General features: G+C 64.5%; 21 protein-coding genes. 1 reads left to right on the top strand and 20 read right to left on the bottom strand.

The genetic code is table 11. The annotated features are described in order from the left end of the window. From COLINT_RS01445 to COLINT_RS08560, 4 genes are all read right to left on the bottom strand, one after another. Positions 1 to 2143: polyribonucleotide nucleotidyltransferase (locus COLINT_RS01445; RefSeq protein WP_006722532.1), on the bottom strand; the 2143-nt coding region annotated here is incomplete at its 3' end. A gap of 203 nt (positions 2144 to 2346) precedes the next feature. Then, entirely contained in the window at positions 2347 to 2625 is a 279-nt protein-coding gene (gene rpsO, locus COLINT_RS01440) for a 30S ribosomal protein S15 (protein WP_006721138.1), read from the bottom strand. Between the two features lie 239 nt (positions 2626 to 2864). After that, positions 2865 to 3146, bottom strand: coding sequence for a type II toxin-antitoxin system RelE/ParE family toxin (locus tag COLINT_RS08830; protein WP_039910236.1), 282 nt, complete (start codon positions 3144 to 3146; stop codon positions 2865 to 2867). Next, positions 3139 to 3408: a type II toxin-antitoxin system Phd/YefM family antitoxin gene (locus COLINT_RS08560; protein WP_006722528.1), complete on the bottom strand. Its 270-nt coding sequence runs from the start codon at positions 3406 to 3408 to the stop codon at positions 3139 to 3141. Before COLINT_RS08560 ends, COLINT_RS08830 begins: the two co-directional genes overlap by 8 nt. Positions 3409 to 3463: 55 nt before the next feature. Here COLINT_RS08560 and COLINT_RS08555 point away from each other — a divergent pair, with 55 nt between their 5' ends. Then, the gene (locus COLINT_RS08555) at positions 3464 to 3916 is read left to right on the top strand and encodes a hypothetical protein (protein WP_211203975.1); all 453 of its coding nucleotides are present in this window, start codon (positions 3464 to 3466) and stop codon (positions 3914 to 3916) included. Positions 3917 to 4076: 160 nt separating this feature from the next. Here COLINT_RS08555 and COLINT_RS08825 read toward each other — a convergent pair whose 3' ends face one another. The 16 genes from COLINT_RS08825 to COLINT_RS01350 all read right to left on the bottom strand — a co-directional run bounded on the left by COLINT_RS08825 (position 4077) and on the right by COLINT_RS01350 (position 20998). Continuing rightward, positions 4077 to 4232, bottom strand: a complete 156-nt coding sequence (locus tag COLINT_RS08825; RefSeq protein ID WP_169302859.1) for an LPXTG cell wall anchor domain-containing protein — start codon at positions 4230 to 4232, stop codon at positions 4077 to 4079. A 326-nt stretch (positions 4233 to 4558) separates the two neighbouring features. Next, positions 4559 to 5305: a DNA repair protein RecO gene (recO, locus tag COLINT_RS01420; RefSeq protein WP_006722525.1), complete on the bottom strand. Its 747-nt coding sequence runs from the start codon at positions 5303 to 5305 to the stop codon at positions 4559 to 4561. Between the two features lie 149 nt (positions 5306 to 5454). Beyond that, positions 5455 to 6477, bottom strand: a complete 1023-nt coding sequence (era, locus tag COLINT_RS01415) for a GTPase Era (protein WP_006722524.1) — start codon at positions 6475 to 6477, stop codon at positions 5455 to 5457. Between the two features lie 137 nt (positions 6478 to 6614). After that, a complete protein-coding gene (locus COLINT_RS01410; RefSeq protein ID WP_006722523.1) occupies positions 6615 to 7004 on the bottom strand; it encodes a diacylglycerol kinase family protein in 390 nt (129 codons plus the stop codon). Positions 7005 to 7012: 8 nt separating this feature from the next. Continuing rightward, positions 7013 to 7522: an rRNA maturation RNase YbeY gene (gene ybeY, locus COLINT_RS01405; RefSeq protein ID WP_039910477.1), complete on the bottom strand. Its 510-nt coding sequence runs from the start codon at positions 7520 to 7522 to the stop codon at positions 7013 to 7015. Then, positions 7503 to 8573: a PhoH family protein gene (locus COLINT_RS01400; RefSeq protein WP_006722521.1), complete on the bottom strand. Its 1071-nt coding sequence runs from the start codon at positions 8571 to 8573 to the stop codon at positions 7503 to 7505. The genes ybeY and COLINT_RS01400 overlap by 20 nt, the downstream gene beginning before the upstream one ends. Next, a complete protein-coding gene (locus COLINT_RS01395; RefSeq protein ID WP_006722520.1) occupies positions 8570 to 9853 on the bottom strand; it encodes a MiaB/RimO family radical SAM methylthiotransferase in 1284 nt (427 codons plus the stop codon). The genes COLINT_RS01400 and COLINT_RS01395 overlap by 4 nt, the downstream gene beginning before the upstream one ends. Before the next feature lie 12 nt (positions 9854 to 9865). Continuing rightward, positions 9866 to 11029, bottom strand: coding sequence for a molecular chaperone DnaJ (gene dnaJ / locus COLINT_RS01390; RefSeq protein ID WP_006722519.1), 1164 nt, complete (start codon positions 11027 to 11029; stop codon positions 9866 to 9868). A 212-nt stretch (positions 11030 to 11241) separates the two neighbouring features. Beyond that, a complete protein-coding gene (locus COLINT_RS01385; protein ID WP_006722516.1) occupies positions 11242 to 12345 on the bottom strand; it encodes a DnaJ domain-containing protein in 1104 nt (367 codons plus the stop codon). 212 nt (positions 12346 to 12557) lie between these two features. Next, on the bottom strand, positions 12558 to 13028 hold the full coding sequence (locus COLINT_RS01380; RefSeq protein WP_006722515.1) for a deoxycytidylate deaminase: 471 nt from the start codon (positions 13026 to 13028) through the stop codon (positions 12558 to 12560). Between the two features lie 85 nt (positions 13029 to 13113). Beyond that, entirely contained in the window at positions 13114 to 14310 is a 1197-nt protein-coding gene (hemW, locus tag COLINT_RS01375; protein WP_039910235.1) for a radical SAM family heme chaperone HemW, read from the bottom strand. Between the two features lie 265 nt (positions 14311 to 14575). Then, positions 14576 to 15526 carry a tRNA dihydrouridine synthase DusB gene (gene dusB / locus COLINT_RS01370; RefSeq protein ID WP_050750553.1) on the bottom strand — a complete coding sequence of 317 codons (951 nt, stop codon included), beginning with the start codon at positions 15524 to 15526 and terminating at the stop codon, positions 14576 to 14578. A 38-nt stretch (positions 15527 to 15564) separates the two neighbouring features. After that, the gene (gene lepA, locus COLINT_RS01365) at positions 15565 to 17373 is read right to left on the bottom strand and encodes a translation elongation factor 4 (RefSeq protein WP_039910233.1); all 1809 of its coding nucleotides are present in this window, start codon (positions 17371 to 17373) and stop codon (positions 15565 to 15567) included. Positions 17374 to 17701: 328 nt separating this feature from the next. Then, the gene (gene recN, locus COLINT_RS01360; RefSeq protein WP_006722511.1) at positions 17702 to 19336 is read right to left on the bottom strand and encodes a DNA repair protein RecN; all 1635 of its coding nucleotides are present in this window, start codon (positions 19334 to 19336) and stop codon (positions 17702 to 17704) included. Next, positions 19326 to 20186, bottom strand: a complete 861-nt coding sequence (locus COLINT_RS01355; RefSeq protein ID WP_006722510.1) for an NAD(+)/NADH kinase — start codon at positions 20184 to 20186, stop codon at positions 19326 to 19328. Before COLINT_RS01355 ends, recN begins: the two co-directional genes overlap by 11 nt. After that, on the bottom strand, positions 20183 to 20998 hold the full coding sequence (locus tag COLINT_RS01350) for a TlyA family RNA methyltransferase (RefSeq protein ID WP_039910231.1): 816 nt from the start codon (positions 20996 to 20998) through the stop codon (positions 20183 to 20185). Before COLINT_RS01350 ends, COLINT_RS01355 begins: the two co-directional genes overlap by 4 nt. Positions 20999 to 21003: the final 5 nt, after the last annotated feature.

The following is a 21003-nucleotide window of genomic DNA, read 5'->3' as shown; positions in this document are numbered from 1 at the left end:
CGCGACGCTCGCCGCGGCCCTCGCCCTCACCGCGGCCGGCACCAGCCGGGGCCTCGGGCTTCTCGAGACGATCCAGGGAGATCTTGCCGCGGTCGTCGATCTCGATGACCTTGACCTTAACCTCGTCGCCAACGTTCAGAACATCCTCGACCTTCTCAACGCGGCCCTGGGCAACGCGGGAGATGTGCAGCAGGCCGTCCTTGCCGGGCAGCAGGTTCACAAACGCGCCGAACGGCTGGATGGAAACAACGCGGCCGGTGTACTCCTCGCCCACCTCGGGAACCTTGACGATGAGCTCGATGCGCTCGATGGCAGCGGCGACGGACTCGCCCACGCCACCAACGTACACGGTGCCGTCCTCGTGGATGTCGATGGAGGCGCCGGTCTCGTCCTGGATGCCGCGAATGGTCTCGCCACCCTTGCCGATGACATCGCGGATGTTCTCGGTCGGGATGGTAATGCACTGGATCTTGGGCGCGGTAGTGCGGGTCTCCTCACGCGGGCCGGGCACGACCTCGAGCATCTTGTCGAGGATGTAGGCGCGACCCTCCTTGGCCTGCTCGAGAGCGGTGCGCAGGATGTCGAACGTCAGGCCGGTGGCCTTGTTGTCCATCTGCAGCGCGGTAATGCCCTTCTCGGTACCGGTGACCTTGAAGTCCATATCGCCGAGGAAGTCCTCGAGACCCTGGATGTCGGACAGGACGACGGTCTTGCCCTCCTCCTGGATGAGGCCCATGGCGATACCGGACACGGGACGCTTGATCGGCACGCCGCCGTCCATGAGGGCCAGGCAGCTGCCGCAGGTGGAAGCCATCGAAGAGGAACCGTTGGACTCCATGACCTCGGACACCACGCGGATGGCGTAGGGGAACTCGTTCTCATCGGGCAGTACCGGGATCAGGGCGCGCTCGGCAAGGTTGCCGTGGCCGATCTCACGGCGCTTAGGCGTGCCCATGCGGCCGGTCTCGCCGGTGCAGTAGGGCGGGAAGTTGTAGTGGTGCATGTAGCGCTTGCCATCGACAGGCTCGATGGTGTCGAGGCGCTGGCCCTCGTTGAGCATGCCGAGCGAGAGCACGGAGAGCACCTGGGTCTGACCGCGCTGGAACAGGCCGGAGCCGTGAACCAGAGGCAGGTAGTCGCCCTTGACCATGATGGGGCGGATCTCGGCGGCGGTGCGGCCGTCGACGCGCTCACCGGTCTCTACAACCATGCGGCGCATGGCGGTCTTCTCGAGCTTCTTGAGGTTCACCGGGATCTCGCGCTCCCAAACGAGCTGCTCCTCCTCGGTGAACTCGGCCTTAATGGCCTCCTTGAGCTCGGCGACCTTGTCCTGACGGGACAGCTTGTCGGCGTCGCGCAGGGCGGCGGCCATCTCGTCGTAGTGGGCGAAGATGCGGTCGTGGACCTCCTCGACCGGCTGGTCGAGCGGGTACTCGCGCTTGACGATCGGGCCGTTGACACGCTCCCACTCCTCGACAAACTCGAGCTGAGCGTCGCAGAAGGCGCCGATGGCCTCCTGGCCGAACTGCATGGCGGCGAGCATGTCCTCCTCAGAGACCTCCTCGGCGCCGGCCTCAACCATGGAGATGAAGTCACGGGTGCCCGCGAGCTCGAGGTCGAGATCGGAGTTCTCGCGCTCCTCATAGGTGGGGTTGACGATGAACTCGCCGGTCTCCTTGTCGCGGCCGATGCGCACGCAGGCCAGCGGACCCTCGAACGGCACGCCGCCGATGGTCATGGCGAGGGAGGCGCCCATGACGCAGATCACGTCGACGGGGTTCTTCTGATCGGCCACGAGGGAGGTGGCAACGACCTGGACCTCGTTGCGGAAGCCGTCGGGGAAGGACGGGCGGATCGGACGGTCGATCATGCGGGCGGTGAGGGTGGCCTTCTCGGAGGGACGGCCCTCACGCTTGAGGTAGCCGCCCGGGATGCGGCCGGCAGCGTACATCTTCTCGTTGAAGTCGACGGTCAGCGGGAAGAAGTCGTAGTTCTTGCGCTCCTTGGAAACGACGACCGTGGTGAGCACGGTGGAGTCGCCCTGCTTGACAAGCGCGGCGCCAGTGGCCTGCTTGGCGAGCTCGCCGACCTCGAAGACGTAAGTCTTGCCGAACAGGTCGAAGGTCTTGCTTACGAGTGTCATGAATACTCCTATCCCCACGCGCCCCTTGCGCGCGGGCTTCTCTAGGTCGGCGGGACCCTCCCGCCGATCGGTTGCGGGGCGGGCACATGAGGCCCCTCTCCCCTTTTGGACGGCGCATTGGCGCCGTCCCGGACCCCTATCGCCGTGATAGCGGCCCAACATGAAAAGGGGCGCCCAGCGGACGCCCCTGCATGCACAAATCCCTACTGGATGTTGTCGCGAATGCCGAGCTCCTTGATGAGCTCACGGTACTCATTGATGTCGTTCTTCTTGATGTAGGAGAGGAGACGACGACGCTTACCAACCAGCATGAGCAGACCACGGCGGGTGTGGAAGTCCTTCTGGTGGGACTTCATGTGCTCGGTCAGCTCCTTGATGCGCTCGGACAGGATGGCAACCTGAACCTTGGAGTTGCCGGTGTCCTGGGCGTTCTTGCCGAACTTGGCGGTGAGCTCCGCCTTGCGCTCCTTGGAAATCGTCATGATTTCACCTTTCTTGTAGCGGCCGCGGGATGCGCTCCCCATGGCCTCGATTCGCCCTCAACTGGGAAGCCGCCGGTGGAGCGGATATCCAAGTGGAGGGTACCAACAGGACGGCATGTTACCACAGACCAGCAGCACAACGCCGCAATCGCACAACTTACCCATGTTATGCAGCGTCTTCGAAGAAATGTCGCCCGTAGGCGTCGCCCCAATCAACCCAGGGCATCATCGACATAGTCCTAAGACTGATGGAACACATGGAGAATCTTCAGGCAATCATCCGTGAAGGAATAGATTGCGACGTACCTGCCCACGCGAAACGAACGATAACCTCTCTGCGCAAGCTCGGGATGAGGGCATAGCGCATGGGAAGAGGGAAATGAGCAGGCAAGCTTAGCCTGGTGCCTGAACTCCTGAATGAATGAACTTGCCGCGCCCGGGGAGGCCAACTCATCTTTGAGGTATTGGGCAATGCCGCTGATCTCCAGAGCAGCTCTCTTTGAGATTACAAGTCTAACCATCATAACGTTCCAGCAACGCATCTAAAAATGCATCGCCATCGAGATACGCGCCAGAATCAAACTCGGCCTCTGCACGATCAAGACGGCGCATAAGGCGCTCATGGGCAAGTTCGCTTCTAAGTCCATCGTAAGCTTCGGGCGTCATGACAACCAAAGCATCGCGCCCATTGCGCGTCACCGTCACCGGGTCTTTAGAGCCCTCGACAACTGAGAGAAATTTAGCGGTATCTTTCAACTCGCGAACGGGAACACAAAGCGCCATGGTGGCCTCCTTACATCGTGGCCATATTGTACCACGCTTCATCGAGGCTCGATTCATGTCGGAAATTAACAAGTCCCCAGCGCCGCCGAAACACCCCGAGTTTATATCCGCACGCTCGCATACATTCCCTTTGTCGCAGCAAAGAACAAACGACGAAAGGAAGAAAATGTATTTCAGCAAAGACGTTACAAGCTGGATCGATCTAATTGATGACGGCAATGCCATGCTCAGCAGGCTGAAAACCTTAGAATACTTGCTATTTAACTGCGCAATGGATCTTCCGCTTGCGGGGTGCAAGTTTGCAGGCACCACAAAAGACGGCTACGACGGAAGTGAGATGCTGTTCTTCATCGATGAGGCGCTGCAGCGGCTTATTCAAGAATACGAGAGCCAAGTGGCCAAATATCAGACCCTGATGGAAAACAACCGAAAGGGCAATCAGAATAATATCCATACGGTAGGCAGACCTCTCGGTGCAAAATGCGCCGAAAAATCCATGGCGGCATAGCTGCGCTCAGGCTTTTGATAGAAGATGCGCATATCAACACCCCGATAGATCGCAGGGGTGCGGATCACGAGATTCCCGAAATAGAAACCTGAAGCAAAACAATGTTGCGCCGACAGCTACGTCGACGCCACATCTAAATGTCTAAACGCCCATAGAGGCCTCAGCGACGCTTACGCAAACGGTCAATAAAGGCCGCAGCGAGAGCCGCTAATCCAGCGGAGCCAGCAGCATAAGCCGAAAGAGCCGTCGGATCACCGGTAGCGGGAAGTTTGGGCTTAGCATCGCCATCGGCAGACCCCGTGGGCTTACCCTGCACGTCACCTGGCTTCGCAACCTCACCAGCCCCAGGCTTCGATTCTAGCTGGGGAACCGGAGCTGGATTCGCATTAGGACTGGGCGCAGGTCCGGGAACTGGGCCCGGCTCCGGAGCCGGGTCAGGCTTGACCTCGGGATCAGGTTTAACCTCCGGATCAGGCTTGGTCTCCGGATCGGGCGTGGGCTGCGGGTCTAACCTTCCTGCTTGTTTGCAGATGTCCCATTTTGCCAAACGGCGAGAACCACGGCCATTCTCCTCATTTTGCAAATGATACCAAAATGCCCAGTTTTATAAGAACACGCGCAAAATGGGTACAACTCGCGCATTTAACGCCCCAGCAAAAACTCGAGCGCCCGCAGGCGGCAGTCCAAGTGGGTCGCGGCCCACACATGGGAAAAGCCAAGCAGGCGCGCGGCCGTATACGGGTCGATGGGTGTTGCGGCGAGTTCGTCAAACCTCGTGGAGATGAGGCTCGCCAGCCAAGCGGGTTCGCCGGGCTCGAGCGCCTCGCTGCCGGGCACGCTCGAGGCGCAGCTCGCACAGAGCAGACCGCCCGCATGCGCGGAGAAATACGTTGGCGCCTCGTCCTCGCACGCCACGCAGGAGGAGCAATCGGGCAGGTACCCAATGTGCGAAAGCAGCTTGAACACGTAAGCGGCAACGATGAGGTCGAGATGCGGCGCGTCGAGCGAGGCGAGCTGCGCGAGAACCGCGCGCGTGATCGCGAACACGAATGGGTCCTCGGCGTCCTCGTACGTGCAATGGCGAGCAACCTCGGCCACCGCGCTCGCAGACATGAGCAACTCGTAGCTGGGCTGCGACCCCAGCGGCGCTGCAACGAGTTCCGCCTGGGATACGATGTCCAGGCTGCGACCATGTGCCAGCAGCAGATCGACCTCGCAGCACAGTTCACACCGGGCGGCCAGCCTGCTGCCGGGCTTGCGCGCGCCCTTGGCCACCGCGCGGACCTGCCGACCGGCCTGATCGACGAGCGTCAGGATGAGGTCGGTCTCCTTGAGCTTGGTTTTGTCCAGCACGATGGCTTTTGTGCGATACGTCCTGCTACCGGCCATGGCCGCTCGCAACCAGATGGACCGTTCCCGCGTCACGGCCTATACGTCGAATGCGAGTTCCGCACGAGCCGAAGGCCCCGGTGGGGCCTTCGAGCGAGCAGGACTGTCCGAGCAGGCGATGTATAGGTCGAGGCGCCCGGGGATGGGTGCTACTCATCGTCCGCCGCGTAGCCAAAACGGCGAATCTCGCGGGCATCCTCGCGCCAATGCGGCTTGACCTTCACGTCGAGCCCCAGGAACACGCGGCACCCGAACATACGCTCAAGGTCGCGACGCGCCTCGACGCCGATGCGCTTGATCATCTCGCCGCCCTTGCCCACGATGATGCCCTTCTGGCCCTCGCGCTCAACATACACGGTGGCGTGCAGGCGCAGCAGGTCGCGCTTGGGGCGCTCAAACTCGTCGCACATAACGCCCACGGCATGCGGGATCTCCTCACGCGTGTGACGCAGCACCTTCTCACGCACGAACTCGGCGACCATGACCTCGTCGGCCTCGTCGGTGCCCATGCCCTCGGGGAACCAGCGCGGACCCTCCGGCAGATAGTTGGCCACCACGTCGACGAAGGCCTCCACGTTGAAGCCCTCGGTGGAAGAAACCACGATCTCGTCGTCGAACTCGACGAGGGCGCGGGCCGCCTCGAGCTGCTTGAGCATCTCCTCCGGGCTCGCAAGGTCGGCCTTGGTGAGCACCAGGACCTTGGGCGCCTTGGCGGCAGCCACGCGCTCGGCAACCCAGGCGTCGCCGCGGCCGATGGGCGCGCTCGCGTCGATCACAAAGGCGATAACATCCACGTCCGAGAGCTCGCCCAGGGCGCTCTTGTTGAGCTCGCTGCCCAGGCCGTCCTTGGGCTTGTGAATGCCGGGGGTATCCACGATGACCAGCTGGCAGTCCTCGCGGTTGACCACGGCGCGCAGGCGGCGGCGCGTGGTCTGGGCGACCGGCGAGGTGATGGCGACCTTCTCGCCGTAGCAGGCGTTGAGCAGCGTGGACTTTCCGGCGTTGGGGCGGCCGACCAGCGCGACAAAGCCGGAGCGGAAGCCCTCGGGGACATCGGCGCACAGGGCGGGCGCGTCCATGGCGCCGGGAAACTCCCCCGCCTCGATCATGGCATCGAGCTCATCGTCGGAAAGGTCGGCGAACGGGTCGAAATCGGTCATGGTGTCGGACATAGGTACTCCTCAACAGATACGTTGGAACTAAAGGTGTGCAATTGGGGATTGGTGCGTTTTACACATCTTGCAACGCGGTGTGCCGGATGCGTAAAACGCACCCGTCCCCAATTGCACACCGCGGGCAGCATCTAGCGCTAGTGCCAGGAGCCGATCAGGCCGAAGTCGTGGGCGAACACCAGGATGCCCACGATCGCGGCGGTGATGGACAGCACGTACACGCTGGCGGCTGCGATGTCCTTGGCGCGCTTGGCAAGCGGGTGCAGCTCCTGCGTGGCCAGATCGACAATGGCCTCCATAGCGGTATTGCACAGCTCGGCAAAGATCACCAGGCCGATGCAAATGACGATCAGCGCCCAGCTGATGAGCTGCAGCTTGGCCACAAAGCCCATGATCACCGTCAACACGCCGGCAACCAGCATTACCTTGATGTTGCGCTCGGTCTTGACCGCGGTGACAAATCCCTCGATCGCATAGCCGAACGAACGAATGAAGGACGGATGGTCCTTATTGGAACCCGGGATCATGGCAGCTCCTAGTCGTGCGCGTGGTTGGTGATGGGGCCGACCTCCACCTTGGAAGGGTCGTCGCCGCGCTGGACGGCCAGCTCGCGCAGAAGCGCGTCTTCGCGCGCCTCCATCTCCTCGGCCTCGTCGTCCTCGATATGGTCGTAGCCGAGCAGGTGCAGCAGCCCGTGAACGAGCATGAGGCGGCACTCATCGGTAGGGTCGTTGCCAAAGCCCGGCGCCTGCCGCGCGATGACCTCGGGCGCGAGGATGATATCGCCCAGCTCGAGGACCTCGTCCAGCGGGATATCCTCGTCAAAGGCGGAATCACACTCGAACGAGAGCACGTCGGTGGTGCGGTCGATGTCGCGCCACTGGCGGTTGAGGTCGTGCATCTCGTCCTCATCCACGTAGGAGAGCGAGATCTCGACATCGCGCTCCACACCCTCGGCGGCGAGCACGTGCGCGGCGATCGCGCAGACCTCGTCCTCGGACAGCAGCGTGTCAAGGTTCGCGTCGTTACTGATGAGCACGGACATGTCCATCATCCTTTCCCTTGTGACGGCCCTTCCCCGCGGCCTTGCAACCGGCACCGGACGTATCAATTTGTACCTGTCCCCCATTGAGACCATGGGGCTGGGCGTCGAAGGCCTCGTAGGCTTCCACGATTTTACCAACCAGGCTGTGGCGGACCACATCGGCGCGCTCGAGTTCGACGAACGCGATGTCCTCCACGCCCGAAAGGATGCTCGCCACGTCGGTCAGGCCGCCGCGTTTGCCAGGCAGGTCGCGCTGCGTGGCGTCGCCGGTGATCACGAACTTGGAATTGAAGCCCAGACGGGTGAGGAACATCTTCATCTGCTCGGGCGTGGTGTTTTGCGCCTCGTCCAGGATGACGAACGCGTCGTTCAGGGTACGGCCGCGCATGTAGGCCAGCGGCGCGATCTCGATGACCCCGCGCTCGACGAGCTCGTGGACGCGATCGGCGTCCATCATGTCGAACAGCGCGTCGTAGAGCGGGCGGACGTAAGGGTCCACCTTCTCCTCGAGCGTACCGGGCAAAAAGCCCAGGTTCTCGCCGGCCTCCACGGCCGGGCGCGTAAGGACGATGCGGCCGATGTCGCGGCGCTGCAGGGCACACACGGCCATGGCCATGGCCAGATAGGTCTTGCCTGTGCCCGCAGGTCCGAGGCAAAACGTCACGGTGTTGTTGCGGATGCCCTCGATGTACCGGCGCTGACCGGGGGTCTTGGCACGGATGGCCTTACCGTGATACGTGAGCAGAACGTCATCGTGCGAGCGCAGTGCGCGCGCATCCTCGCGGCGAAAGGCGCCGATGAGGCGCTCGACGTCATCGGCGCGGAGGCAATCGCCCTCGCGGGCGGCCGCGAACAGCTGCTGGAACACGCGCGTGAGAAGTTCGACTTCCGCGGGATCGCCCGCGATCGAGACGGTGTCGCCGCGTAGCGTGACGTCCGCATCGCTCAGCGCCTCAATCGCGCGAAGCAACTCGTCAGACGCCCCGGTAACGGCACCGGGGTCAACGCCCTCGGGGATGCTCAGGCGCACACGCGCGGTCCCGGTGCTCATAGCCCGCACTCCCCCATGCTCGCATGCAGCAGGCCGCGGTCGTCCATGCCCGTGATCTTCACGCGGACGAGCTGGCCCGTGCGGTCGGTCCCGGCATCGTCCACGATCACGCGATGGAAGCTACCGAGCGTACCGCGGTTGCCAAACTCGAGCACGGCCGTCTCACACGCACCGATGCGCGCACGCGCGTCGGCCTGCGAGGTGCTCTCGGCCACATGGCGAAGCTCGCTCGAACGGGCTGCCATGACCTCGGGTGCCACCTGTCCGGGAGCGGTGGCGGCGGGGGTGCCGGGGCGGGCGCTGTAGCGGAACACGTGCATGCGGGAAAAGCCCACGCGCTCGCACAGGGCGCGGCTCTCGGCAAACTCCTCATCCGTCTCGCCGGGGAAGCCTGCGATGATGTCGCAGGAGATGGCGGCGTTCGGGAGCTTGGTGCGGATGCGGTCGACCATGGCCTCGTATTGCTCGGCCGTGTAGGGGCGGTTCATGCGCTCGAGCGTGGCCGTGCAGCCGGACTGTAGCGGCAGGTGCAGGAACGGGGCGACGCGCTCCCCGCCCGCGACCATGGCGTCGATGAGGCGGTCGTGGACATCCATGGGCTCAAGCGAAGACAGCCTCACCTGGGGGATGTTCGTCTGCTCGAGGATGATGTCGAGCAGCTCGTCGATCTCGACATGCGAGTCGGACGCATCGACGCCGTCGTAGGCGCCGAGGTTCACGCCGGTGAGGACGACTTCGGGGATGCCCGCGCGCTCGGCGCGGCGCACCTGTTCGAGCACGGAGGCAACCGGCACGGAACGTTCCGGTCCGCGCGCCTTCCACACGATGCAGTACGAGCAGCGGTTGTTGCAGCCGTCCTGCACCTTGACGCCCAGTCGCGAGCGGCCGAGTAGGTCGGCGAGGTCATGCCCCTCGCCGAGGTTGACCGTGCGCGCGGGCAGGCCCGCCGCGTCGGCGGCGGTGCGGGCGACGTCGATCTTGGAGGGCTGGGCAATGACCCGCGGCGACAGGTCGGTGAGCTCGCTGGGATGCAGGTTGACCACGCAGCCCGTCACCACCACGATCGGCTCGCGCGGGAGCCCCAGCGCATGGCGCACGGCCTTGCGCGTCTTGGACTCCGCCTCGCCCGTGACGGCGCAGGTATTGATGACGATGATGTCGGCCTCGTCCTGATCGACCAGCGAAAAGCCGGCGCCCACGAGGTCGGAGGTGATGCGGTCGGATTCGACGCGGTTGACCCGGCACCCCAGGTTGACCACGCATGCGAAGGGACGCGTCATATGGCTACCGTCCTAATCGAGGATCTCGTCGATGGCGTCGCGGATGCGGTCGCCCATGGTGCGATGCTTCTTGGAGCCGGACGCGTTCTCGCCCGCCGCCTCGGCAAAGCGCTCAAGCGCCTCGCGGGCGTCGTCGGAGAGCTTGGTGGGGACGTCGACCACGATGCGGGCGACGAACCTGCCGCGGCTGCCGGTGCCCAGGCGGGGCATGCCGTAGCCGTCCACCACAAGGGCCTCGCCGTACTGCGTGCCCGCGGGTACATCGAGCTCGAAATGCTCATCGGGCAGGATGCCCTCAACATCGACCGTGCAGCCCAGCGCCGCCTCGGCGATGCCGATGTGAACCTCGCTCAGCAGGTCGTCCCCGTGGCGCTCGAAGCGCTCGTCGGCCTCGACCTGGATGGTCACGATGAGGTCGCCGGCACCAGCGCCGCGGAAGCCCGCCTCGCCGTAGCCGCGCAGGCGCAGCTGGCGGCCGGTGCCCACGCCAGCCGGGACCTCGACGTCCAGGCGCTCATGGGTGCGGACGCGGCCGTCGCCGTGGCAGTGCGAGCAGGGCTTGTCGATGACGGTGCCCTCGCCCTTGCAATCAGGGCACGGGGAGCTGGACTGCATGGCACCGAAGATGGACTGCTGGACCGTGGTCACGTAGCCCGTGCCGTTGCAGTGCGGGCACGGCTGCTCCTGGCCTCCGTCCTCGCTACCGGAGCCGTCGCAGTCCTCGCACGGCCCGAGGCGGTCGAACGTGATGGTCTTCTTGCAGCCCTGGGCCGCCTCCTCGAGGGTGATGGAAAGCGAGATGGCCATATCACGGCCGGCGCGGCGACGAGCCCGATCGCGGGCGCGGTCGCGCGTGCCGCCGCCGGAGCCGCCGAAGATCGAGGAGAAGATGTCATCGACGCCCATGCCGCCGAAGATGTCGGAGAAATCGACAAAACCGGAGCCGCCGGGCATGCCGTCGACGGTGCCGTAGCGGTCATACATGGAGCGCTTCTGCTCGTCGGACAGGACCGAGTAGGCCTCGTTCAGCTCGGCGAACTGCTCGTTCGCATCGGGCGCATCGTTATGGTCGGGATGCAGCTTGACCGCCTTCTTCCTGAACGCGCGCTTGATCTGATCGGGCGTGGCATCGCGATCGACGCCAAGCACCTCGTAGTAATCCCTCTTGTCCGCCACTGTGTGGACCCTCCCCCAAGGTTTTCCTTAACTCATGCGGCCGCGCGGGACGCGAACGCCCTGCCGGTCGCGCCGCACCCCCGACGGATGCGGCATGCCGGCGCCGCCTCCAGGACCGCATAAGGCCCCGGGCAGCGCACCGACGCTTTTCGTTCTACCCAAAGCGCGGCAGCCTCACACGCCCAAAATGACTCGGGCGCATTGGGCGCACGCTACATATACCGATACGGCCCCAAGAACATGGCCTGCGTGCAGCTGGAGAACCACACGGAGATCAAGGCGAAGATCAGACCGTTCGAAACGCCGCTGGCAAACACCTGCAAGCCGCGCTTCCACCACAGGCCACTGCGATGGAACACGTCGTCGGAAAGGACCATGACCAGGCCCATGACGAGCGGAATCGCGCACAGCAGCAAGAACATGGAGAACGTGCCCGAGAACGAGGAGAGCACCAGGAAGGGCGTTACCAAGCCGAGCGTGTAGAAGCCCGAGCGGGCACGGCCCTCGAGGCGCTCAGCACTCACGTGGGCGCGGCCGACCAGGTCGCCCGTCTCGCCGCCGTTGGTGCCGGCGTTACCGCGGCCCTTCATGCGGACCAGGTCGCCGTCGTGCGTGCCTGCTGGGAACTCGACCACGGCCTCGCCCTGGACGCGCGTGCGACCCTCGCCGCCGCACACCGGGCACGGATCGGCAACGACCTTGCCGGAGCCGCCGCATTCGGGGCACACCATGCGGGCCTGGCCCATGCCGAACATACCCAGGTCAACGGCGATGGAGCCGGTGCCGCCGCACGTAGGACACGCACGATGGTGCTCGGAGGCCACCGAGCCGGAACCGTGGCAGTTATCGCAGGATTCGTAGCGCGGGTACTTGACCGCGACGCGCGCACCGTCGCGCGCCTGCTCGCGGGAGAGCTTGACCTCTACGACCACGTCCGCGCCGATCGAGGGGTTGTATGCGGAGGCGCCGCGGCGGCGCTGCGTAGAAAAGCCGCCCATGCCGCCGAACGGGAAACCAAAGCCCCCAAAGCCGGTGTAGCCGCCGGAGTACCCGCCCGAGGCGGGTGCGGGACCGCCTGCGGCGACAAACGGGTTGCCCGAGCGCATGGCGTCGTACCGGGCGCGCTTCTGCTCGTCGGAGAGGACAGCGTAGGCCTCGGAGACCTCCTTGAAGCGCTCCTCGGCATCCGGTTCCTTGTTCACATCGGGATGCAGCTTGCGGGCCTTCTGCTGGAACGCCTTCTGGATGTCCTTGGCCGAGGCGTCCTTATCCACGCCGAGGATGGCGTAGTAGTCTTTATCGTTCATTCCTGCCATATGGCAAAAAACTCCCTGCTACGGCTGTATTCAGTGGGAGACATTATATCCCGATGACCACCCGGCACACCCACGGAGCGCCATCGGGCACCAAATGCCCCCAATGTGTAAATGGGGCGGGTGCAAACCGCACAATGTGCAATTTGCACCCGTCCCCTTTTACACGCGCGAGCACGCGACGGATCAATTTGTACCTGACCCCAATTGAGATGTTAGTCCTCGAGCTGGACCTGGCGATACGTGATGCCGCAGCGATCGAGGATGTTCTTGGAGATAAGGTTGTCCTCGGTGTCGCAGTACTTGTCGTCCAGGTACACAACCTCGCCGACGCCCGCCTGCACGAGGGTCTTGGCGCACTCGTGGCACGGGAACAGGGTGACGTAAACAGTCGCACCCGCCATGTCCTTGAGAGAACCACGGTAGTTGAGGATCGCGTTGGCCTCGGCATGAATCACGTAGTTGTGCTTGTCATGCAGCGGGTCGTCCGCGGTGCCCCAGGGGAAATCATCGTCGTTCAGCGCTGACGGCGTGCCGTTGTAACCCACCGAGAGGATGCGGTTGTTCGTATCGGCAATGCAAGCGCCCACCTGCGTGTTGGGGTCCTTGCTGCGCAGGGATGCCGCAACGGCGGCGCGCATGAAGAACTCGTCCCAGCTGATCACATTTTCGCGTTTACCGGGCATGGCGCTCTCCTCTCAAACGGTTTTGCACAGCATGGCGCAACCAGCGGCGGCGCGCAAGGGGTCCGCGGGAAATATGCCGATGCTGCTACTCGGCGAGGCCCCAGAATAGGCCGAACAACTCGTTGCCATCGAGCCAGCCGAGGTGGGTGGGCCTGAGCGCGTCCTCGTCCCACGTCGCGAGACCGGAGGAAATAGCGGTCTCGCAGGCCGCACGCAGGTCCGCCTCCGGAATACAGGAAGCAGCCCGTGCAAGCAGGTCGAGCGGGATGCCGTCGGTCATGCGGCAGGCGAGCATCAGGTCCTCAGCCATGGCCTCGCGCGGCGTAAGGTGCTCAGTGTCGAACTGCGTGCCCTCATTGTCGAGCTGGCGGTAGCGAACACGCCCCTCCTGCGGGGCACTCGAGGGGTTCGCGCCCGATGTGTAAAAGGGGTACGTCCCCAAATTACACATCTCGGAAGTGACAGGGATGTCAAACATGCCGGCGGCGGAGCGGCCGAGACCCAGATAGGGCTTACCGGTCCAATACGCAATGTTGTGGCGGCAGCGCTGACCAGGCTGGGCGTAGCTCGCGACCTCGTATCGCTCAAAGCCCGCGCCCGCTAGCTTCCCGGCGGCAAGGTCCATGCATGCGGCCTGGAAGTCCTCATCGGGGACCGCGATGCGACCCTGCTCCTCCAAACGCGCAAGCGGCGTGCCCTCTTCGAGCTGCAGGGGGTACACCGAGATGTGATCGGGCCGCAGCGTCATAAGGGTCTCGAGCGTACGGCCGAACGATTCGAGCGTCTGCCCGGGCAAGCCGCACATAACATCGCACGAGGTGGAAAAGCCAATTGCCTTGGCCTGGGCAATGGCAAGCATGGCCTGCTCAGCGGAATGAATACGACCGATGGCCTTTAGCTCGCCCGCATCAAGCGTCTGAACGCCGAGGGAGATACGCGTGACACCGGCCTCGCGCAGGGCCTGCGCGAGCTCGAGCGTGAACGACTCGGGATTAGCCTCGCAGGTGAACTCGGTAGGATCGCAATACCCACGCACGCGCTCGACCAGCGAAACAAGGCGCGCGCCAAAGATACTCGGCGTTCCCCCTCCGATGTAGACCGTCTCCACCTCGTCGAGCTCGCCCGCGGCACCGTATGTGTCGATCTGAGATGTGAGGGCGATGCAGTAGCGGTCCATCGCGGCGTCGAGCTCACAACCGCCCAAGGCGCGCGAGTCAAAATCGCAGTACAGGCATTTTGCCTTGCAAAACGGAATATGCAGGTACAGAGCGCGCGGCTTCACAAATAGCGACCCCCAAATCCAAGGTACCGATTGCGGATACTCAACCCTAGTTACCAAAACCCGAAGTTTATTTTGCATTTCCCCAGGATTCGGAAAAAATTCGTCGACTTTTGGTAATTAGTTTCGAACTATGCCAGATATCCGAAGAAACATACCCCGCACGAAGCGGCGGCTTGCGGCTCCCGCGGCGTACATGCGAGCCCGCGAGGCAAACCAGGGCAACGCCGCATCAAAAACTGGGCTCCAAAACTCCGGCAAGCAGGCGTCATCGGCCGTCCGCGTCAGGCCCCACCGCCAACTCGGCCTCGGCCTCGTCGAGCAGGGCCATGAATTCGTCGTAGGTTGTGCACTGCACCACGCGGCCACGCCACGCAGCGGCATGCGGCAGGCCCTTGAGGTACCAGCTCGAGAACGCGCGGCCGCGTGCCATGAACGGCTGCGTCTCGTGCAACAGCGTGAGATGTTCGCGCAGGGCCTCGATACGCTCGAGGGCGCCGCGCTCGGGCACCGGCACGCCGTCGAGGGCGAGCGCGCGGGCATCGCCGAACACCCAGGGATTCCCATACGTACCGCGCGCGATGAAAACGGCGTCGGCAGCCGTCTTGGCCAACATCCGCGCGGCGTCCTCCGCGGAGAACACGTCGCCCGAGCCAATCACGGGCACGCCCACGCGCGCGGCGACCTCATCGATGGTGGACCAGTCGGCCTCGCCGGTATACAGCTGGTTGGCAGTGCGCCCGTGCACGGCAACGGCGGCGGCGCCGGCCTGCTCCATGCGGGCGGCGAACTCGGCGGCCGTGTTCTCCCCCGCCGCAAAACCGCGGCGGATCTTGACCGTAACGGGCACGCGCGCCTCGCGCACGCATGCCTCCACCAGTGAAGCGGCAAGCTCGGGTTCCTTCATGAGCGCGGAGCCCTCGCCCTTGGTAATGACCTTGCGCGCCGGGCACGCCATGTTGATGTCGATGAGCGTGAGCTTGTCCCCCACGCGCTCCTGCACGGCGTTCACGGCAAACGCGAATTGCTCGGGCTTGGTGCCAAAAAGCTGCACGCAGATCTGCGGCTCCTCGGGCTCCGGTTCCACGAGCACCCAGGTCTTGGCGCTCTTATAGGAGAGGCCGGCCACGCTCACCATCTCGGTATAGGCCATCTCAGCACCGCGACGGCGGCACATGATGCGGTACGCCGCATCCGTGACGCCCGCCATGGGCGCCATCAGAAACGGCTGACGTTTGAATTGTTCGCGCAGGTCGATCAATCTTCGACCTTCAAAATGGCGAGGAACGCCTCCTGCGGCACCTCGACGGAGCCGATGGCTTTCATGCGCTTCTTGCCCTCTTTCTGCTTCTCGAGCAGCTTGCGCTTACGCGAGATGTCACCGCCGTAGCACTTGGCCAGAACGTCCTTGCGACGCGCCTTGACGGTAGAACGGGCGATGATCTTGTTGCCGATGGCACCCTGGATGGGCACCTCGAACAGCTGACGAGGGATGATCTCCTTGAGCTTGTCGCACAGTCCGCGGGCCAGGCCGTAGGCCTTGTCCTTGTGGACGATGAACGACAGGGCGTCGACCTCGTCGCCGGACAGCAGGATGTCGAGCTTGACGAGCTCGCTCATGCGATAGTCGGAAAACTCGTAATCCAGGGACGCGTAGCCCTTGGTACGGCTCTTGAGCTGGTCAAAGAAGTCGAGGATGAGCTCGGCGAGCGGGATGTCGAAGTGCATCTCCACGGACTTCTGCGACAAGTGGATCATGTCGGTGGTGATACCGCGGTGCTCGATGGCAAGCTGCATGACCGCGCCGGTGTACTCGGGCGGGGTGATGATCTTGGCCTTGAGATAGGGCTCCTCGATATGGTCGATGCGCGTGACGTCGGGCAGGTCCTGCGGGCTGCGGACTTCAATCATCTCGCCATCGGTCTTGTAGACGTGGTAGTCCACGCTGGGGCTCGTCGCGATGAGCGCCAGGCCGAACTCGCGCTCCAGGCGCTCCTTGATGACCTCCATGTGCAGCAGCCCGAGGAAGCCGACGCGGAAGCCAAAGCCGAGCGCCGCGGAGGTCTCGGGCTCCCAGACCAGCGAGGGGTCGTTGACGTGGAGCTTCTCGAGCGCGTCGCGCAGGTTCTCGTAGTCCTTGTTGTCAATCGGGAACAGGCCCGTGTAGACCATGGGCTTGGCCTCGCGATAGCCCTCCAGAGGCGCGTCGCAGGGATTGCCCGCGAGGGTGAGGGTATCGCCCACGTGCACGGCCTCAGGGTCCTTCAGACCCGTGACCACAAAGCCGACCTCGCCCACGCCAAGGGCGTCGAGCGCGAACTCGGCGGGACGGCGCACGCCGACTCCGTCGACGAGGAACTCCTCGCCGCCCTGCATCATGCGCAGATGGTCGCCCTTTTTGACCTGGCCGTCGAAGATGCGGACCGTGGCAACAACGCCGCGGTACTCGTCGAAATAGGAGTCGAGGATGAGGGCCTTGAGCGGCTTGTTGGCGTCGCCCTTGGGCGGGCTCACAAGGAACACGATGGCCTCGAGTAGGTCATGAATGCCCTCGCCCGTCTTGCCGGACACGCACACGGCGTCGTCGGCGGGGATGGCGAGCTCGTCCTCGATCTCGACCTTGACCTCCTCGGGATGCGCGGAGGGCAGGTCGATTTTGTTGATGGCCGGCACGATGTCCAGGTCTGCGTTCATCGCGAGGCTCGCGTTGGAGACCGTCTGCGCCTCGACGCCCTGCGTGGCGTCGACCACGAGGACCGCGCCCTCGCATGCGGCGAGCGAGCGGGAAACCTCGTAGGTGAAGTCGACGTGGCCCGGCGTGTCGATGAGGTTGAACTGGTAGGTCTCACCGTCGTCGGCGTCGTACATGACTCGGACGGCGTTGGACTTGATGGTGATGCCGCGCTCGCGCTCGATATCCATGGTGTCGAGCAGCTGCGACTCCATGTCGCGCTCCTCGACGGTGCGGGTGAGCTCGAGGATGCGGTCGGAAATCGTCGACTTGCCGTGGTCGATGTGCGCAACGATTGAGAAGTTGCGGATGTGGGAGGTATCAAAAGTATTCATGCTGACCATCTTACCTGAAATTGGCTGAGTCGGGTGCGTGTTTGCCGCTCGGTCAGGTCCTGCGCAAGACGAAGAGCCCACTGGGCTCTTCTTTGCGTGCGGAATCTACGGCAAACACGCACCCGACCCAGCCCCAAGGCTCGACGGTCGCGCATTCACAACGAGATTCCGCCTGGAAACCGCCAGTGAGCATAAGCTCAACGCAGCCCAGCGGGAACGTATAAGGTTCAGCGTAGATTCCGCACGAGCAGAAGGCCCCAGTGGGGCCTTCGTCGCGAGTCAGGACTGACCGAACGCCGAATCTTATACGTTCCCGCTGGGCGGACAGTTAGAGCCTTCCTGCTTCGGCGAGGAGTTGCTTGGCGTGGGCGAGGGACTCTTCGGTGGCGTCTCCGGAGAGGAGGCGGGCGATCTCGGCAATGCGGTCGGTGCCCTCGACGCGGATGAGGCTCGTCTCGGGGATGTCGGCCGCATCGTCGCGGCGCACCACGTAGTGGACGGAGCCCTGCACGGCCACCTGGGCCAGATGCGTGACCACGATCACCTGATGGGTGCGCGCCAGGTCTGCGAGCACCTGCGCGAGGGAGCGGGCCGTGGAGCCGCCGACGCCGGCGTCGACCTCGTCGAACACGAGCGTGTCGACGGCGTCCGCCTCGCCGAGGACCACCTTGGAAGCGAGCATGACGCGCGAAAGCTCGCCACCGCTGGCGATGCGGCGCAGCGGACGAGGCGTCATGCCGGCACCGCTGCGGTAGAGCAGCTCACAAGCGGTTGGGCCCTGGACGGTCCAGCGCTCACGTGCGAGCGGCTTGCTGTCCCACACGAGCTCAGCGCGGCCCATCTCGAGACGCGCCATCTGCTTGCCCACCTCGCGGCAAAAACGCGGCGCCGCAGCGTTCCTGCGTTTGGTCAGCGTCCGTGCGGCTTCGGCAAGCTCGGCCTCGGCGGCATCGCGGGCGTCGCAGGCGCGCCTCACGCGGGCCTCGGCGTCATCGACGAGCGAGAGCAGCTCGGCCGCCTCATCGCGACGGGCAAAGACGTCCTCCATATGCGGACCCCACTGGCGCAGCAAGCCCTTGAACGCCGAGTAGCGCTCCTGTGCGGCGGCCAGCTCCGCCGGGTCAAAATCGACCGAATCGCGGTATCTGCGCAGCTCCGCAGCCGCATCTTCGACCGTGATGGCAGCGCCGGAAAGCTGGTCGGCAAACTCGGAGAGCTTGACGTCGACGCGGGCCATGCGGGACAGCTCCGCGATGGCGGTATTGAGTGCATCGAGCGCGCCACCCTCGCAGGTCAGGGCCTCAGCGGCATCGTTGGCGCAGCATGCGAGGCTCTCCGCGTGCTCGACGCGGGGCAGGCGCTCCTCAAGCTCCTCGAGCTCGCCGGGCTTGGGATCGACATCGGAAATGCGCTCGAGGGCAAACCGCGCCTCCTCAAGACGGCTGCCCTGCGTGCGGCTCGCCTGCTCGACGCGCTCGAGCTCGCGCGCGGCCTCGTTCGCACGCGCAAGTGCGTCGCGATACGCGGCGAGTGCCTCGGCAACGCCCGCGCCGGCCCAGGCATCGACCATCCCAACATGGGAGGCGGGGTCGAGCAGTCGCTGGTGCTCGTGCTGGCCGCACAGGTCAATCAGGGGGCTCACGCGCTCGGACAGTTCGCGCACGCTCGCAAGCGAGCCGTCCACACGCACGCGGGAACGGCCGTCGGAACCTAGGCGACGCTGGATAACGAAGCCCTCCTCGTCGCGAGCGCCGCTGAACAGACGTCCCTCGACAAGCGCACCGTCGCTCCCCTCGCGAACCGTCGCGGAATCCGCACGCTCGCCCATCAGCAGCTTGAGGGCGGAAAGCAGGGCGGTCTTGCCCGCGCCCGTCTCGCCGGTGAGGACCGTGAGACCGGGACCGGGCACCAGGTCGGCGCATTTAATCAGCGCGATGTTCTCGACATGGATCTCATCGATCATTGCGCACCCCGTAAAAGACGCGGCTCACGGACGTGTAAAAGCTCTCCGGGCCGTAATCGAGCAGCAGGATGTCGGCATCGCCGCGACGCACGACGGCGCGCTCGACCTCGCCGGACGGCGTGATGAACTGGCCGTCGAGGGCAATGGTGGGGGCCGACGGGCGATCTTTGGACACGGATATCTCCACGACGTCGGACGGGGACGTGAGGAAGGCGCGGGCCTGGATGGTGTGGGGCGCGATGGGCACGCAGACCATGCCGGTGTACTCCGGGCTCACGATGGGGCCGCCGGCGGACAGGGCGTACCCCGTGGAGCCGGTGGCCGTGGAAACCACCACGCCGTCCCCGCGCAGGCGATCGATGTGATGGCCGGAAACGGTGATGTCGAACTCGACCATATCGGAGAGCGGGCCGCGGGCGAGCGCGAGGTCGTTCAGGGCAAAGCCGGTGCAGACCTCTTCCTCACCGCGTTCATTCACGCTCATGATCTCGCAGGCGAGCGTAGCGCGGCGGCTCACATGCAGCTCGCCGGCAAGCGCGTCGGACACAACCGAGAGGATGTTCTTGTCCTGAGGGCTCGCCGCGGTGAGAAACCCGAGGTGACCATAGGACAGGCCGAGGATTGGAATCTCGCGATACCCCACGGTGCGCGCGGCGCGCAGGAGCGTGCCGTCGCCGCCGAGGGAGATGACAAGGCCACAGCCCGCGAGGTCGGGGATCGACTCGATACCGGAGCGCTGGTCGGCGGCCCATTCGACCTCAAAGCCCTGTCGCGTGAGCCACAGCTCGAGGGTGAGGCCGCTCTCAACGGCCTCTTGCTTGTAGTAATTGGGGACGAGCAGGACCTTCATCGAGGAACCTCCGAATACACCAGCGCGTCGATGCGCGCGGAAACGGCAGATGCGTCCATCTCCTCACGAGATGCGGCGGATGCACCGCGTGCGCCCAGGAGGAAGAACTCGCGATTGCCCTTGGCGCCCGTGATGGGTGAGGCGCACAGCCCCAGCGGGGAAAGCCCGTTTTCGCGGAAGAGCTCGACCGCATCGGCAAGGACCCGCGCATGCACGGCAGGGTCGCGAACGATGCCGCCCTCCCCCACTTCGCCCTGCGGCGCCTCGAACTGAGGCTTGGCGAGGGTCAGGAAAGCGCCGTTGGGCGTGAGGAGATCGAGCACCGCAGGCAGGATCGTGGCGATGCTCGTGAACGACACGTCGCACACGGCCAGGTCGGCGCTCGAACGATAGCCGAGCTCGGGAACGTCCACAATGTTGGTGCGCTCGAGCAGGGTCACCCGCTCATCCTGGCGCAGCGACCAGTCGAACTGCGCCCGCCCCACGTCCACGGACAGGACATGGGCCGCACCGCGTTTGAGCAGGCAATCGGTAAAGCCGCCGGTGGAGCATCCAACATCCAGGCAGTTGAGGCCGGAAGGGTCCACTCGGAACGCATCGAGGGCGCCGGCGAGCTTGAGCCCGCCACGCCCCACATAGGGAATGCGCCCCTTCACGTGCAGTTCGATGCCAGGCTTGACCATCATGCCGGGCGAGCTCAAGCGCTCGCCGCCGGACGAAACCAAACCGGCCATCAACGTGCGCAGGGCATCTGCGCGATTCTCGCAGATGCCCTGGGAAATCAATTCATCATCCAAACGAACGCGTGCCACGTGGC

The organism is Collinsella intestinalis DSM 13280 (assembly GCF_000156175.1).
GTDB lineage: Bacteria > Actinomycetota > Coriobacteriia > Coriobacteriales > Coriobacteriaceae > Collinsella > Collinsella intestinalis.
The sequence above is the reverse complement of the archived record's forward strand: the minus strand, read 5'-3'. Positions and strand labels throughout refer to the sequence as shown.